Source organism: Delftia sp. WSY_10 (assembly GCF_043104705.1).
GTDB lineage: Bacteria > Pseudomonadota > Gammaproteobacteria > Burkholderiales > Burkholderiaceae_C > Comamonas > Comamonas tsuruhatensis.
The window spans coordinates 294,830-309,765 of record NZ_JBICKY010000019.1 but is presented as its reverse complement, the minus strand read 5'-3'; the positions used below and the strand labels follow the sequence as shown (position 1 = coordinate 309,765).

The following is a 14,936-nucleotide window of genomic DNA, read 5'->3' as shown; positions in this document are numbered from 1 at the left end:
GCGGCCCCGATTGTCCGCTGGACAAGGCGATCCCATGGTTATGCATTAAATGCATAAGGCTCTCGCGCATAAGGCGTTGGACAGCGCATAGCCCCGGGAATAAGCTCAAAACCCTCAGACAACTCTTGTGTGGAACCACCATGCAGCAACCCGCTTCGGCCGGCGTTACCAACCACGCCATCCCTTCCTACCTGCAGGCCGATCACCTCGGCCCCTGGGGCAATTACCTGCAGCAGGTCGATCGCGTCACCCCCTACCTGGGCCATCTCGCCCGCTGGGTCGAAACCCTCAAGCGCCCCAAGCGCATCCTGATCGTCGATGTGCCGATCGAGCTGGACAACGGCACCATCGCCCACTACGAAGGCTACCGCGTGCAGCACAACCTGAGCCGCGGCCCCGGCAAGGGCGGCGTGCGCTTCCACCAGGACGTGACCCTGTCCGAAGTCATGGCCCTGTCGGCCTGGATGTCGGTCAAGAACGCGGCCGTCAACGTGCCCTACGGCGGCGCCAAGGGCGGCATCCGTGTCGATCCCAAGACGCTGTCGCGCGGTGAGCTGGAGCGCCTGACGCGCCGCTACACCAGCGAGATCGGCCTGCTGATCGGCCCCTCCAAGGACATTCCAGCGCCTGACGTCAACACGAACGGCCAGATCATGTCCTGGATGATGGACACCTACTCCATGAACACCGGCGCCACCGCCACCGGCGTGGTCACGGGCAAGCCCGTGGACCTGGGCGGCTCGCTGGGCCGCGTCGAGGCCACCGGCCGCGGCGTGTTCACCGTGGGCGTGGAAGCGGCCAAGCTGACCGGCCTGTCGGTCCAGGGCGCGCGCATTGCCGTGCAGGGCTTCGGCAACGTGGGCGGCACGGCCGGCAAGCTGTTCGCCGACGCGGGCGCCAAGGTCGTGGCCGTGCAGGACCACACCGGCACCATCCGCAACGCCAACGGCCTGGATGTGACGGCCCTGCTGGCCCACGTGGCCGCCAAGGGCGGCGTGGGCGGCTTTGACGGCGCCGAAGCCATGGACGCTGCCGATTTCTGGGGCGTGGACTGCGACATCCTGATCCCCGCCGCACTGGAAGGCCAGATCACCAAGGACAACGCCGGCAAGATCAAGGCCAAGATGGTGATCGAGGGCGCCAACGGCCCCACCACCACCGAGGCCGACGACATCCTGACCGAAAAGGGCGTGCTGGTGCTGCCCGACGTGCTGGCCAATGCCGGCGGCGTGACGGTGAGCTACTTCGAATGGGTGCAGGACTTCTCCAGCTTCTTCTGGAGCGAGGACGAGATCAACGCCCGCCTGGTGCGCATCATGCAGGACGCCTTCGCGGCCATCTGGCAGGTGGCCCAGCAGCACGGCGTGACGCTGCGCACCGCCACCTTCATCGTGGCCTGCCAGCGCATCCTGCATGCCCGCGAGATGCGGGGACTGTATCCCTGATCACCCCCTGAGGCGCTGACGCGCCTTCCCCCTCTCTGCTTGCTTCGCAAGGGAGGGGGACGACACCCTCGCGGCAGGGCGGCCCTTGCTCGGTGTCCCTGACTTGGGCCGCGCCAGTTTTTGGCGCTGTGCACCACACGGTCAATGAAAGGCGCTTCGGCGCCTTTTTTCTTGTGGCCGCCTTTTCGGCAAGGGGTTAGCACGCGTTCCAGTGGGCCTAAGCGCGGGTTTCCGAATGGCGAAGCGGATCTCCAGTCAAACCCTGGTGCCCTGTGGCCCAGGGTTTTCTATCGTTGCGGGCAGTGAACTGGAGACTGCCCATGACCGTCCGCCGCAGCCTGCTGGCCCTGCTGGCCCTGCTGGCCGCTTTGCCTTTTTTCTCCCTGGCTCCTGCCGCCGCGCTGGCGGCGGCCTGGCCTGAACGCCCCATCACCATCGTGGTGCCGGCCGCCGCTGGCGGCACCACGGACATTGCCGCGCGCGTGCTGGCCGAGAAGATGGGCAAGGACCTGGGCACGTCGGTGGTGGTGGAGAACAAGGGTGGGGGCGGCGGCAGCATCGGCACGGCCCAGGTGGCGCGCGCCAGGCCCGATGGCTACACGCTGCTCATGGGCAACATCGGCCCGGTGGCCATCAATTTCAGCCTGTACAAGCAGCTCAGCTACAAGGAAAGCGATCTGCGCGGCATCACCAATGTGATCTCCGTGCCCAACATCCTCGTGGTCCATGCCGATTCGCCCGTGCGCAGCGTGCGCGAGCTGGTGGAGCTGGCCAGGACCCGGCGCCTGAACGTGTCCACCTCGGGCGTGGGCCAGTCGCCGCACATGTCCTCGGAGATGTTCCGCCAGAAGGCCGGCATCGAGGTCACGCTCGTGCCCTTTCCCGGTGCCGCGCCTGCGGTCACGGCGCTGCTGGGCCAGCAGGTGGACTACATGATCGACAACCTGCCCAGCTCCATGCCGCACATCAGGAGCGGCAAGTTCCGCGCGCTGGCCATCACCAGCGCCACGCGCTCGGCCCAGTTGCCCGAGGTGCCCACCATGACCGAGGCCGGCGTGCCCATGCAGGTCACGGCCTGGTTCGGGCTGCTGGCCCCTGCCGGCACGCCCGATGCCGTGGTCGAGCGCATCCAGCAGTCGGCCCGGCGCGCCATGCAGACGGCCGAGGTGCGCCAGCGCTTTGCCGACCTGGGCGGCGTGCCCGGTGGCGAGACACCGGCCGAGTACGACGCCTTCATCGCCCAGGAACGCAAGAGCTGGGCCCAGATCGTCAAGGCCGCAGGCCTGTCGCTGGAATAGTGGTCCCTCCCGTCCCTCCCGCCCCTCCCATGCAAGAAGACATCGCCTCCCTGCTGCGCCAGCCCTTTGGCTCGCTGCCCGAACTCGTCGCGCTGCAGGCCAGCCAGCGCCCCCGCCACACCGCCCTGGCCATGGATGGCCGCAGCCTCGACTACGCCGCGCTGCGCCTGGGCATGGACCGCGTGGCCCTGCGCCTGCAACGCCAGGGCCTGGGCCCCGGCGACGTGGTGGCCATCTGCGCGGGCAGCTCGCCCGAGTATGTGCTGGCCTTCCTGGGTGCGTTGCGCGCGGGCGTGGCCGTGGCGCCGCTGGCCCCGTCGGCCACCGCCGGCCACCTGAGCGCCATGCTGGACAACTGCGGCGCCCGGCTGGTGCTGCGCGACGCGGACACCGCCGCGCAATGGCCGCTGCAGGCCGGACAGGATCTGCAATGCGTGGCCCTGGACGGCGCTGTCGAAGCCGGCATGCCGTGGTCGCAATGGCTGGCTGCGGACGAAGCGGACCATGGCACCGCACCCACGCCCATCCACCCCCAGCCCGACTGGCCCTTCAACGTCATCTACTCCTCGGGCACCACGGGCGTGCCCAAGGGCATCGTCCAGTCCTGGGCCATGCGCTGGGCCCACGTGCAGCGCGCCATCCACAACGGCTACGGGCCCGATGCCGTCTCGCTGTGCGCCACGCCGCTGTACTCCAACACCACCCTGGTCGCGGCCCTGCCCACCCTGGGGCTGGGCGGCACCCTGGTGCTGATGCGCAAGTTCGACGCGGCGCACTACCTGGAACTGGCCGAACGCCACCGTGCCACCCACACCATGCTCGTGCCCGTGCAGTACCAGCGGCTGATGCAGTGCCCGGGGTTCGACGGCGCCGACCTGAACCGCCTGCGGCACAAGTTCTGCACCAGCGCACCCTTCCATCCCGCGCTCAAGGCCGAGGTGCTGCGCCGCTGGCCCGGACGGCTCATCGAGTACTACGGCATGACCGAAGGCGGCGTGCGCTGCGAGCTGCACTGCCATGACTTCCCCGACAAGCTGCACACCGTGGGCAGACCGGGACCGGGCGCCGACATCCGCTTCATCGATGAGCAGGGCCGCGAACTGCCGCCCGGCGAGCAGGGCGAGATCGTGGGCCGCTCGGCCGGGATGATGAGCGGCTACCACCGCCTGCCCGACAAGACGCAGGAGGCCGAATGGTTCGATGCCCAGGGCCTGCGCTTCATCCGCAGCGGCGACGTGGGCCGTCTGGACGAGGACGGCTTCATCGTGCTGGGCGACCGCAAGAAGGACATGATCATCACGGGCGGCTTCAACGTCTACCCGAGCGACATCGAGTCCGTGCTGCTGCAGCACCCGCAGGTGGCCGAATGCGCGGTGATCGGCGTGCCCTCCGATGCTTGGGGCGAGACCCCCGTGGCCTACGCCGTGGCGCGCCCCGATGCCACACCCTCGGCCGCCGAGCTGCGCGAATGGCTCAACGCCCGCGTGGGCAAGACCCAGCGCGTGGCCGAGCTGCGGCTGGCCGCCAGCCTGCCGCGCAGCGAGATCGGCAAAGTGCTCAAGCGCGCGCTGCGCGAGCAGTACCAGGCCGGCGCCCTGTCCACTTCATGAAACGGAGTCCCCCCATGCCCATGCCCATGCACCCACTCCCGCGCCGCCGCCTGCTGTCCTGCCTGGCCCTGGCGACCTGCGCCCTGCTGGCCCCGGCCACCCATCTCGCCCATGCTGCCGAGGCCTGGCCTGCCAAGCCCATCCAGCTGGTCATTCCCTATCCACCCGGCGGCAGTGCCGACCTGCTGGGCCGCCCGCTGGCCGTGCAGCTGCAGCAGCAGCTGGGCCAGCCCGTGGTGCTCGAATACAAGCCCGGCGCGGGCGGCACGCTGGCCTCGCAATACGTGGCGCGCGCCAGGCCCGATGGCTACACGGTGCTCATGGTGCTGGCCGCCCATGCCATCAACGACAGCCTCTATCCCAAGCTGCCCTACGACACCCGCCGCGACTTCGCGCCCGTGTCTTTGGTGGCCAACCTGCCCATGGTGGTTGCCGCCAGCAGCAAGCTGCCGGCCAGGAACATCCAGGAACTCATCCAGGCCGCCAAGGCCAACCCCGGCAAGCTCACCTTCGGCTCGGCGGGCAACGGCAACACGGGGCATCTGGCGGCCGAGTACTTCGGCTCCATGGCAGGCGTGCGCATGACCCATGTGCCCTACAAGGGCAGCGCGGGCGTGGTCAACGCCATGCTGGCTGGCGACATCGACCTGACCTTCGACAGCATCTCCACCTCCATGCCCCACATCCGCAGCGGGCGCATGCACGCGCTGGCCGTCACCAACCCGCAGCGATCGGCGCTGGCGCCCGAGGTGGCCACCATCCAGGAGCAGGGCATCGCAGGCTTCGACGTGACCGGCTGGTACGCCGTCATCGCGCCGGCCGGCACGCCCGCCGAAGCCACCCAGCGCCTGAGCCGCGAGATCGCCTCCGCCCTGCGCCAGCCTGCGCTGCAGGCCCAGCTGGCCGCCGGCGGCTACGAGCCCGTGGGCTCCACGCCCGAGGCGCTGCAGGCGCATATCGACAAGGAAATCACGCGCTGGGCCACTGTCGTCAAATCGACAGGTGCACGGGTGGATTGAAAGTCACCCCCTGAGCGGCTGCGCCGCTTCCCCCTCTCTCGCTTCGCGGGAGGGGGACGGCACCCTCGGTGCGGGACGGCCCTTCCTCGGTGCCCCGGAGTCGGTACACGCCAGTCTCGAGCGCCGCGCCCAATGCGATGATCATGTCCATGAACACACCCATCAAAGACCACCCGGCCAACCCCTTCGAAGGCGAGGCGCCCGGCATCCTCTTCGGCCTGCCCATGCCCATGGCCCGCGCCATGAAGCTCAGCGGTGAACGCATCGGCGATGACCGCGCCCAGATCCGCATGGGCTTTCAACCGGACCAGGCCAACAGCCGCGGCGACGTGCACGGCGGCGCCATCGCCTCGCTGCTGGACTGCGCCCTGGCCTCAGCCTGCCGCTCGCATGACCCCACGGCCTTCGGCGTGGCCACCATCGATCTCACGCTGCACTACGTCTCGGCCGGCAGCGGCGATCTCATCGCCACCGCCCACTGCGAGCGGCGCGGCCGCTCCATCAGCTTCGCGCGCGGCGAAGTGCGCTCCGAGGACGGCACCCTGGTGGCCCTGGCCACGGGGACGTTCAAGCTGATGGCGCGCAGCCCGGCACAGGCCTGAGCGCAGGGCACGCGCGGCGCCGGATGGCGCCGGACGGCACTTGCGTGCCGCCGCGTCGTCAGAGCCGCTTTTCCTTGGCCTCGATCAGCTTTTGCATCAGTTCGCAGACCTGCCTGGCCTGCTCCTGGGTGATGTCGATGTTCTCGATCACCGAGCGCTTGAACTGGATGCCGTTGACTGCGCCGCTGTTCTCGATGAAGCCCAGCGTCAGGGTGCGGTTCAGGAAGTAGATGACGGCCGCGATGCCCCAGCCGATCAGCATGACCACCAGGCCTGCAAAGAAGCTCTGGGCCATCATCGACCCGCCCATGAACAGGGACAGGGCACCGATGCCCAGCGCCGTCTTCCAGGGCTTGTGATAGCCGTAGTAGGTGGAGCAGATGCCCTGCAGCGGGATCAGGCGCGACTGGGTGCCCGACAGCGAGGCGCTGCTGAACTCCAGGCGCTCGCTGCCCACGCGGATGGTGGTGGTGGGATCGATGTTGACCTTGGACAGGATCCAGGCGACCAGGCCGCCTTCGCGGCCTGTGATGGCAATGTGGTTGCCCTTGTCGTCTATGGGTTGCTCGCTGGCTTTCCAGGCCTTGATGACCAATGCACTCACGGTAATACCCTCTCTTGAATGTTTGAGAAACCACGGGCTGTCCCGTCATGGCATTGCACCACCGGGGCCGCCTGAGGAGGGGCGATTACAGCACAGGGCATGAGTGCAGCCTTGGGCAACCAGGGCCGCTGTGCGCCATCAACCGGGTTGCACCCCCGCCGACTGCAGCAGCCGCCCCCAGACCGGAGCCTCCTGCGCCCAGGCCTTGCCGAAGCGCTGAGGGCTGTCGTCATCAACAGGGACGAAACCGGCGGCGATGATACGGGCCGTGCCTTCGCGGCTGGCCACGGCGCGGTTGGAGATCTCACCCCATTGCCGCGTGAGGTCGGCCGGCAGGCCCCTGGGGCCGGCGATGGCCAGCCAGCCGGACAGTTCCATGGCCTCGTGGCGGTAGCCGGCCTCGGCAAAGGTGGGCACCTCGGGCAGCAGGGGCACGCGGCGCGTGCCGGTGACGGCCAGGGCGCGCAGCTTGCCTGCATCGATGTGGGGCTTGAGCGTGAGCAGGCTGCCCATGCCGATGGGGATGCGCCCGCCCAGCATGTCCTGCACCATCAGCGCCTCGCCCCGGTAGGCGGCATGCGCCATGCCGGCACCGGCCATGTCGCTGAGCACGGCGCAGGCCAGGTGGCCGTGCGAGCCTATGCCGTAGGAGCCATATGAGAGCTTGCCCGCGTTGGCCTGGGCCCAGGCCATGAATTCGCGCAGGTTGGTGGCGGGCACGTCGGCCGTGACCACCAGGGCGATGGGCGCCATGCACACGCGCGACAGGGGCGTGAGGTCGGTCAGCGGGTCGTAGGCGGTCTTCTTGTAGAGGTATTTGTTGGTGAGCATGGTGGAGGTGGTGCCCAGCAGCAGGGTGAGCCCGTCGGGCGGGGAGCGGACCACCATTTCGCCGCCGATCAGTCCGGCCGCGCCGGGCTTGTTGTCCACCACCACGGTCTGGCCCAGCTGCTGGGCCATGCGCTCGCCCAGGATGCGCGCAATCACGTCGGTGGCGCCGCCCGCCGCAAAGGGCACGACGATGCGCACGGGCCGTGTGGCAAAGCCGGCCTGCGCCAGCACGCTGGCGGGCCCCGCCGCCACGGCGCCGGCCGCCAGGGCCAGCGCCTGGCGCCGATTCAATCGGTTGTTAAGTCGGTCATTCAGTCGGTCATTCAATTGGCCGTTGAATCCGCTGTTCGATGCCGTCCCCGAGATCACTGCCATCACACGCTCCTTTGCCTGGGTGCCTCCATGGACGGAGACACCGGATCAAGAAACCGCCGTCTCGAAATCAATCGAGTTGGCCAAGCGTATTCGAGGCAGATGGATTCACCATCAGGGAAATCATTGGACTGCTTGCACCAGAATCAGAAAACTCTTGGCTCAAAACGGCCTATCAGTCTCATTTTCATCAATACCGTGCTGCAGATCTCTGTTGCGCCCAGGCATGGCGCAGCAGCACCTGTTCGGCCTGCTTGAGCACGGGCGCATCGACCATGCGGCCGTCCAGCACGCAGACGCCGCCTCCGGCCTCGGCCAGGGCCTGACGCAGGCGCTGCGCGTGGGCCACGGCCGCTGCATCGGGGTCGAAGACGGCGTGCAGGGGCTGGACCTGGGCCGGGTGGATGCACAGCTTGCCGCCAAAGCCCATGCGCCGCGCGCGTGCCGCGTCCTGGGCCAGCCGCTCGGGGTTGCGCGCGTCCACCGTCACGCCGTCCACGGCCGCGCCGATGCCGGCGCGGCGCGAGGCCAGGACCAGGGCCATGCGCATGGGCAGCAGCTCTTCCTCGCCCTGCTCGCAGGCCATGCCCGCATCGACCTGGAAGTCCAGGTGGCCGAAGGCCAGGCGCACCACCTGGGGCGCGGCAGCCAGGGCGTCGGCCGCGTCCAGGCCGGCCACGCTTTCGATGAGGGGCAGCACGGCCGCCCGTGCGCCCGCAGCCTGGGCCACCGCATGCAGGGTCTGGGCGCGCTCGGCCTTGGAGACCATGGCGCCGGCCACGCCCTGCTCCACCAGCTGCGCCAGCACGCGCAGGTCATCCGCATGCCAGGGCGTGCCTTCGGCGTTGATGCGCACCAGCAGGCGGGCACGGGCCGGGCCTTCGAGCGCACCCACGGCCTGGGCCAGCACCTGGCGGGCGCCGTCCTTGTCGGCCGGGGCCACGGCGTCCTCCCAGTCGGCGATGACCATGTCGGCGCCGCTGTCCAGGGCCTTGCCCAGGCGCTCGGGCCGCGTGGCGGGGACGAAGAGAAAGGAAGTGGCCTGTCGCGCCAGATCGTGCATGCGGATGTCCTTGGGAGAGCGGTTTATTCGGCCGAGACGCCTGCGGCCTTGATGACCTTGTCCCAGCGCGCCACCTCGGCCTGCAGGTGGGTGCGCAGGCCTTCCGGCGTCGCCTTGTCGGGCGTGACCAGGTCGGAGCTGAGTTCGGCGATGCGTTTCTTGACGTTCTCGTCCTTGATGGCCACGTTCAGCGCCTTGTTGATGGCCATGACCACCTCCTTGGGCGTGCCCTTGGGCGCGTACATGCCGTGCCAGACCTTGACGTCGAAGCCCTTGAGGCCCTGCTCGTCCAGCGTGGGGATGTCGGGCAGCGAGGACAGGCGCTTGGGCGTGGTCACGCCGAAGACCTTGGCGCGCTGGCCGTCCTTGATCACGGGCACGGTCTGCGTGGTCTGGTCGCACAGCAGGTCCACCTGGCCGCCCATGAGGTCGTTCATGGCCGGGCCTGCGCCCTTGTAGGGCACGGTGGTGAGCTTGACGCCCGCCTGGTGCATGAACAGCATGCCGCACAGTTGGGAGACGGCGCCGATGCCGGCATTGGCCAGCGAGACCTTCTCCTGGTTCTTCTTCACGTAGTCCAGCAGCTCGGCAAAGTTGTTGGCCGGGAAGTCCTTGCGCGACAGCAGGGTCATGGGCACGTCCAGCACCTGGCCGATGTACTCGAAGTCCTTGAGCGGGTCATAGGGCAGCTTCTTGTACAGCGCAGGCGCCGTGGCCATGCCCATGTGGTGGATGAGGATGGTGTAGCCGTCGGCCTTGGCCTTGGCCACGCGGTTGGGCGCAATGGTGCCGCCCGCACCCACGGTGTTCTCGACCAGCACGCTCTGGCCCAGCACCTGGCCCATGGGCACGGCCAGCAGGCGCGCCACCACATCGGTGGGGCCGCCAGCGCTGTAGGGCACGACGAGGACGACGGGCTTCTCAGGCCAGGCCGCAGCCAGGGCGCCGGTGGTCGTCCCGCCGGCGGCAAGGGCGCAGGCGGCGGCCGCTGCGTAAACGAGGCGGCGGCGGAAAGAAGTGGTGCGTTGCATGGTTTGTCTCCTGTGCACTTTGGTGGAAGCGGGAGGCGCTCTGTGGTGGCGCCTTTCCCATGGATTCGCCGGCCGGGGCCGGCGCGAAAACTCAGTCAAGAACTCAGTCAAGCAGGCGCTGCACGCGCGGCCAGTGCGCGATCTGCCACAGCCGCGCTACGGCGGCCTGGGCGGGGTCGTCCTGCAGGGCACCGCCATAGGCGATCAGGCGCAGCGCCTTGGCCGTGATCTCCTCGCGCGACAGCGTGTTGCCCGGATCGCCCTTGGGCTCTTCCACACGGCCGTGCAGCGTGCGGCCATCGGTGGTGAGCACGGTGACCTTGCCGATCCAGCGCTGCGGGTAGGCGGCATCGACCTCGGGGTCCAGCACCATGCCCACCTTCTCGCGCAGGGCCACCGTGGTGGCGGCCAAGTATTCGTTGTCGAACTCGTCCAGGCCCGCATGGCCGTGGCGCGCCGCCAGCGCCAGCACCGTGCCCATGGAGAACTTGCTCTGGTGCACCGTGCCGGGATCGACCACGGGGCCCAGCACGTCGATGGCGCCCTGGTGCACGTGGCAGGTGACCTGCGCCAGGTCGGCGGGGACCAGGCCGTGGTCCTGCATGACCTGCAGCAGCGCGTCGGCAGCCGGGTGCGTGTGGCGGCAGGAGGCATGCCATTTGAACGAGGTCTCGGCCGTGGCCCAGCGCGTGCCGATGCCGTCCGTGAGGCGCGTGGGATCGGCGTCCGTGGACATGCCTGCCGCCAGGCCCTGCGGCCCGGTGAAGATGTCCTGCGCACCGGTGAATCCGTCCCGGGCCAGATAGGCCGACATCAGGCCCGCAGCGGCCGCATGCGCCGTGTGCAGCTGCTTGCTGTCGGCGCCCGTGCGCAGGAACTCCCACAGCCCTGCCGACTGCGTGCCGGCCGAGCCGAAGGCATGCTGCATCTGCGCGGGCGTGAGGCCCAGCAGCCGGCCCACGGCGGCCGCGGCGGCCAGGGTGCCGGCCGTGGCCGTGGTGTGGAAGATGCGGTAGTGGCTGCGGCCCAGGAACTCGCCCACGCGGATGCCGACTTCGTAGCCGGCCACGCAGGCGGCCATGAGTTCGGCGCCGCTGGCGCCGATGCTCTGTGCCACGGCCAGCGCGGGCGGGAAGACCACGGCCGCGGGGTGGAAGACCGAGCCGTTGTGCACATCGTCCTGCTCGGCCACATGCGAGGCCGCGGCATTGGCCAGGGCCGCCATCATGGGCGAGGTGGTGTCGGCACTGCCCAGGATCTCGCTAGGCCCCTGCGCCGGCCCCTGGGACAGCGCAAAGCGCGTGATGCTCTGCACGGGGCGCGCGCCCTGGCCTGCGAGCACGGAGCCGAACCAGTCCACCCAGAGGTCTTCGGCGCGCTGCTGAACGGCGGCGGGAACGTCGTCCCAGCGCAGCGAGGCAGCGAATTGGGCCAGCGGATGGATGCTCACTTGGGTGTCGTTTTTCATGGGTTGGGTCTCCGGCGCATTCTTGGGCATGCGCCCTGGTTTCAGGGGGCGGTTTTTCCCGGGGTCGGGCACAGGGCACTGATGCGCTCGGCGCTCCAGCCCAGCTCGGCCAGGATGGCGGCGCTGTGCTCGCCCACGGCGGGCACGGCCTCCATGCGGTAGTCGAAGGCGCTGTTGGCACCGGGGGGCAGCAGCGCCTGCACGGGTCCGGCCGGCGTGTCCACGCTGCACCAGCGCTGGCGTGCGGCCAGCTGGGGATGGGCCCACAGGCCGGCCATGTCGTTGACGCGCGCATTGGCGATGCCCGCCGCATCCAGCCGCTGCACCACCTGTGCGGCATCGAGCGCGTTGAACACGCCCAGGATCAGCGCACGCAGCTCCTCGCGGTTGGCGTTGCGGCGCGCATTGCTGTCAAAGCGCGCATCCGTGGCCAGCTCGGGCTGCAGCAGCACCTGTTCGCAAAAGAGCTTCCACTCGCGTTCGTTTTGCAGGCCCAGCATCACCGTGCCCCCGTCACCCACGTCCTTGCCGGCCTCGAAAGGCCCGTAGGGATAGATGCTGGCGTGCGAGGCGCCGGTGCGCGGCGGCGGCGGCGCGCCGTCGAAGGCGTAGTACATGGGGTAACCCATCCACTCGCCCAGCGCCTCCAGCATGGACACGTCGATGTGGCTGCCCTCGCCCGTGCGCCCGCGCAGCAGCAGGGCCGACAGGATGTTGGTGTAGGCGTACATTCCGGCCGCGATGTCGGCCACCGAGATGCCGGCCTTGGACGGCACCTCGGGCGTGCCCGTGACCGAGAGAAAGCCCGCCTCGCTCTGGATCAGCAGGTCGTAGGCCTTCTTGTCGCGGTAGGGGCCGTCTGCGCCGTAGCCGCTGATGTCGCAGACGATGAGGCGCGGAAAGCGCTCGCGCAGCGCCGCATAGGACAGGCCCATGCGCGCGGCCGCGCCGGGCGCCAGGTTCTGCACCAGCACGTCGGCACCCTCCAGCAGCTGCAGCAGCGCCTGCATGGCCTCGTCCTGCTTGAGGTCCAGCGCCAGGCTCTGCTTGCTGCGGTTGATCCAGGTGAAGTGCGAGGACTGGCCCTGCACGCGCTGGTCATAGCCGCGTGCAAAGTCGCCGCTGCCGGGCCGCTCGACCTTGATCACGCGCGCGCCCAGGTCGGCCAGCTGGCGCGTGCAAAACGGTGCGGCCACCGCATGTTCCAGCGAGACGACGGTGGTGCCGTCAAGCGGCCGAAGACTTTGCTTTTTCATCTTGGAAATCCATTGCACTTTGGCGAAACCCACGACCCGACCAACTGGCGCGCTCCAAGCCAGGGACAGCAAGCAAGGGCCGCCCCCGCAGCGAGGCTGTCGTCCCCCTTCCAGGGGGAAGGCGCGAAGCGACTCAGGGGGTTTTCCATTTCAGAACGAGCGGGGGAGACCGAGGATGTGCTCGGCCACGTAGGAATAGATCAGGTTCGTGGAGATCGGCGCCACCTGGTACAGGCGCGTCTCGCGGAACTTGCGCTCCACGTCGTATTCGCAGGCAAAGCCGAAGCCGCCGTGGAACTGGATGCAGGCATTGGCCGCCTCCCAGCTGGCCTTGGCCGCCAGGTACTTGGCCATGTTGGCCTGGGCGCCCATGGCCTGGTTGGCGTCGAACATCTCGCAGGCCTTCCAGCGCATGAGGTTGGCGGCCTCGACCTCGATGAAGGCATCGGCAATGGGGAACTGCACGCCCTGGTTCTGGCCGATGGGGCGGCCGAACACGTTGCGGTCGCGCACGTAGTTGGTCACGCGGTCCAGGAACCAGTAGCCGTCGCCAATGCATTCGGCCGCAATCAGCGTGCGCTCGGCATTGAGGCCGTCGAGGATGTACTTGAAGCCCTTGCCTTCCTCGCCGATCAGGTTCTCCTCGGGGATTTCCAGGTTCTCGAAGAACAGCTCGTTGGTCTCGTGGTTGACCATGTTGGGGATGGGGCGCACGGTCAGGCCGCTCTTTTGCGCCTCGGCCAGGTCCACCATGAAGATGGACATGCCCTCGCTCTTTTTCTTCACCTCGGCCAGCGGCGTGGTGCGCGCCAGCAGGATCATCCAGTCGCTGTGCTGCACGCGGCTGATCCAGACCTTCTGGCCGTTGACCACGTAGCGGCCATCCTTCTTGACGGCGCTGGTCTTGATCTTGGTGGTGTCCGTGCCCGTGGTGGGCTCGGTCACGCCCATGGACTGCAGGCGCCATTCGCCCGAGGCGATGCGCGGCAGGTATTTCTCCTTTTGCGCCTGCGAGCCGTGGCGCAGCAGCGTGCCCATGTTGTACATCTGGCCATGGCAGGCGCCCGAGTTGCCGCCGCAGCGGTTGATCTCTTCCATGATCACGCTGGCCTCGGTCAGGCCCAGGCCCGAGCCGCCGTACTCCTGCGGGATCAGCGCGGCCAGCCAGCCGGCCTTGGTCAGCGCGTCCACGAAGGTCTCGGGATAGGCGCGCTGCTCGTCGATCTTGCGGAAATACTCGTCAGGGAACTCGGCGCACAGCGCACGGATGGCGTCGCGGATTTCGGGGAAATTGTTGGAAAGCGTTTGTTCGATCATGGTGGTCTCAAGGCTCGGTGTTCAGGGGTCTCAGGCCAGGGTGGCTTTTCCGGTCATGGTCAGCCAGCCTTCGTGGTCCTGGGCCCAGAGTTCAATGGTCTTGCCGTCTGCAGAAGGCTTGCCGTGCACGCTGAAGGCATGCAGGTCGAAGGTGGGACGCACGGCCTTGAACTCGAAGGACAGCACGCGCGCCTGGGGCAGCTCGCGGCGCAGCAGGTCCAGCAGCAGGGTGGCGATCAGCGGGCCGTGCACGATCAGGCCCGGATAGCCCTCCACGCCCGTGACGTAGCGGCGGTCGTAGTGGATGCGGTGGCCGTTGAAGGTCAGGGCCGAGTAGCGGAACAGCAGCACGTCGTCGGGAACGATGGTGCGCGACCAGGTTTGCTGGCCGTCCAGCGGCGGCTTCTGGGGCGTGGGCGCGGGATCGCCGGGCTGGGCAGCGGCGCGGTAGACGATGTCGTGCTCCTCGGTCAGCGCCAGGCCCTGTTCATTGCTGTAGGCATGCTCGACCAGCACGAACAGCAGCTCGCCCGAGCGGCCGCTCTTGTGGCTGACCGAGCCGATGGTGGAGCGGCGCTGCACCTTCTGGCCCACCTGCAGCGCGTTGCCTGCCTCCCAGCGCAGTCGCCCGCCGGCCCACATGCGGCGCGGCAGCGGCACGGGCGGCAGAAAGCCGCCACGGCGCGGGTGGCCGTCGGGGCCGAGCTCGCTTTGGCGTGCATGGGGCAGGAAGTACATCCAGTGCCACAGCGGCGGCAGCGCCGTGCCGTCGGTGGGCTCAGGGTCTTCCCGGTCCAGCGTGGCCGACAGCGCGGCCACGGGCGCGGCCGTGATGCTGTCTGCCAGGGTTTCGCTGCGGCCCTGCCAGGACTGAAGGTGCGCCAGCGCGGCGGCGTCGAGGGTGTCGGTAGCTTGCTTGTCTGTCATGGCCGCCATGGTCGGTGCAAGCGCGGCGGCCCGCAATCCGCGTTTTCTTAAGCAAGCCTTTGGCCGCGCTGAAGGCTGGGCCGGCGCGGCCTG

General features: G+C 68.7%; 13 protein-coding genes. 5 read left to right on the top strand and 8 right to left on the bottom strand.

The window, feature by feature from the left end; translation table 11 throughout:
- Positions 1 to 140 precede the first annotated feature (140 nt).
- From ACF8ML_RS10225 to ACF8ML_RS10205, 5 genes are all read left to right on the top strand, one after another.
- Entirely contained in the window at positions 141 to 1,445 is a 1,305-nt protein-coding gene (locus ACF8ML_RS10225) for a Glu/Leu/Phe/Val dehydrogenase (RefSeq protein WP_016450234.1), read from the top strand.
- A 320-nt stretch (positions 1,446 to 1,765) separates the two neighbouring features.
- Complete coding sequence (locus ACF8ML_RS10220) at positions 1,766 to 2,743, top strand: Bug family tripartite tricarboxylate transporter substrate binding protein (protein ID WP_392407075.1); 978 nt, start codon at positions 1,766 to 1,768, stop codon at positions 2,741 to 2,743.
- Positions 2,744 to 2,772: 29 nt separating this feature from the next.
- Complete coding sequence (locus ACF8ML_RS10215) at positions 2,773 to 4,353, top strand: class I adenylate-forming enzyme family protein (RefSeq protein WP_392407074.1); 1,581 nt, start codon at positions 2,773 to 2,775, stop codon at positions 4,351 to 4,353.
- Between the two features lie 20 nt (positions 4,354 to 4,373).
- Positions 4,374 to 5,372: a tripartite tricarboxylate transporter substrate binding protein gene (locus ACF8ML_RS10210; RefSeq protein ID WP_392407109.1), complete on the top strand. Its 999-nt coding sequence runs from the start codon at positions 4,374 to 4,376 to the stop codon at positions 5,370 to 5,372.
- Between the two features lie 149 nt (positions 5,373 to 5,521).
- Positions 5,522 to 5,974, top strand: a complete 453-nt coding sequence (locus tag ACF8ML_RS10205) for a PaaI family thioesterase (RefSeq protein WP_017406880.1) — start codon at positions 5,522 to 5,524, stop codon at positions 5,972 to 5,974.
- Positions 5,975 to 6,032: 58 nt separating this feature from the next.
- Here ACF8ML_RS10205 and ACF8ML_RS10200 read toward each other — a convergent pair whose 3' ends face one another.
- The 8 genes from ACF8ML_RS10200 to ACF8ML_RS10165 all read right to left on the bottom strand — a co-directional run bounded on the left by ACF8ML_RS10200 (position 6,033) and on the right by ACF8ML_RS10165 (position 14,852).
- Entirely contained in the window at positions 6,033 to 6,578 is a 546-nt protein-coding gene (locus ACF8ML_RS10200; protein ID WP_012202143.1) for a hypothetical protein, read from the bottom strand.
- Positions 6,579 to 6,716: 138 nt separating this feature from the next.
- Complete coding sequence (locus ACF8ML_RS10195; RefSeq protein ID WP_392407073.1) at positions 6,717 to 7,784, bottom strand: Bug family tripartite tricarboxylate transporter substrate binding protein; 1,068 nt, start codon at positions 7,782 to 7,784, stop codon at positions 6,717 to 6,719.
- Positions 7,785 to 7,971: 187 nt separating this feature from the next.
- Positions 7,972 to 8,844, bottom strand: a complete 873-nt coding sequence (locus tag ACF8ML_RS10190; protein WP_392407072.1) for an HpcH/HpaI aldolase/citrate lyase family protein — start codon at positions 8,842 to 8,844, stop codon at positions 7,972 to 7,974.
- A 23-nt stretch (positions 8,845 to 8,867) separates the two neighbouring features.
- Entirely contained in the window at positions 8,868 to 9,875 is a 1,008-nt protein-coding gene (locus ACF8ML_RS10185; RefSeq protein WP_013800091.1) for a tripartite tricarboxylate transporter substrate binding protein BugD, read from the bottom strand.
- 103 nt (positions 9,876 to 9,978) lie between these two features.
- Positions 9,979 to 11,343, bottom strand: a complete 1,365-nt coding sequence (locus ACF8ML_RS10180) for an MmgE/PrpD family protein (RefSeq protein ID WP_310636967.1) — start codon at positions 11,341 to 11,343, stop codon at positions 9,979 to 9,981.
- Between the two features lie 41 nt (positions 11,344 to 11,384).
- The gene (locus ACF8ML_RS10175; protein WP_392407071.1) at positions 11,385 to 12,599 is read right to left on the bottom strand and encodes a CaiB/BaiF CoA transferase family protein; all 1,215 of its coding nucleotides are present in this window, start codon (positions 12,597 to 12,599) and stop codon (positions 11,385 to 11,387) included.
- A 150-nt stretch (positions 12,600 to 12,749) separates the two neighbouring features.
- A complete protein-coding gene (locus tag ACF8ML_RS10170) occupies positions 12,750 to 13,916 on the bottom strand; it encodes an acyl-CoA dehydrogenase family protein (protein WP_016450242.1) in 1,167 nt (388 codons plus the stop codon).
- Positions 13,917 to 13,946: 30 nt separating this feature from the next.
- Positions 13,947 to 14,852, bottom strand: a complete 906-nt coding sequence (locus tag ACF8ML_RS10165) for a MaoC family dehydratase N-terminal domain-containing protein (protein ID WP_392407070.1) — start codon at positions 14,850 to 14,852, stop codon at positions 13,947 to 13,949.
- Positions 14,853 to 14,936 lie beyond the last annotated feature (84 nt).

Excerpts from the sequence above, each read along its gene's own strand:
- ACF8ML_RS10185 (WP_013800091.1), bottom strand. The coding sequence starts at position 9,875 with ATGCAACGCACCACTTCTTTCCGCCGCCGCCTCGTTTACGCAGCGGCC.
- ACF8ML_RS10205 (WP_017406880.1), top strand. The coding sequence starts at position 5,522 with ATGAACACACCCATCAAAGACCACCCGGCCAACCCCTTCGAAGGCGAG.
- ACF8ML_RS10220 (WP_392407075.1), top strand. The coding sequence starts at position 1,766 with ATGACCGTCCGCCGCAGCCTGCTGGCCCTGCTGGCCCTGCTGGCCGCT.
- ACF8ML_RS10210 (WP_392407109.1), top strand. The coding sequence starts at position 4,374 with ATGCCCATGCACCCACTCCCGCGCCGCCGCCTGCTGTCCTGCCTGGCC.
- ACF8ML_RS10170 (WP_016450242.1), bottom strand. The coding sequence starts at position 13,916 with ATGATCGAACAAACGCTTTCCAACAATTTCCCCGAAATCCGCGACGCC.
- ACF8ML_RS10215 (WP_392407074.1), top strand. The coding sequence starts at position 2,773 with ATGCAAGAAGACATCGCCTCCCTGCTGCGCCAGCCCTTTGGCTCGCTG.
- ACF8ML_RS10180 (WP_310636967.1), bottom strand. The coding sequence starts at position 11,343 with ATGAAAAACGACACCCAAGTGAGCATCCATCCGCTGGCCCAATTCGCT.
- ACF8ML_RS10165 (WP_392407070.1), bottom strand. The coding sequence starts at position 14,852 with ATGGCGGCCATGACAGACAAGCAAGCTACCGACACCCTCGACGCCGCC.
- ACF8ML_RS10175 (WP_392407071.1), bottom strand. The coding sequence starts at position 12,599 with ATGAAAAAGCAAAGTCTTCGGCCGCTTGACGGCACCACCGTCGTCTCG.
- ACF8ML_RS10195 (WP_392407073.1), bottom strand. The coding sequence starts at position 7,784 with ATGGCAGTGATCTCGGGGACGGCATCGAACAGCGGATTCAACGGCCAA.
- ACF8ML_RS10190 (WP_392407072.1), bottom strand. The coding sequence starts at position 8,844 with ATGCACGATCTGGCGCGACAGGCCACTTCCTTTCTCTTCGTCCCCGCC.
- ACF8ML_RS10225 (WP_016450234.1), top strand. The coding sequence starts at position 141 with ATGCAGCAACCCGCTTCGGCCGGCGTTACCAACCACGCCATCCCTTCC.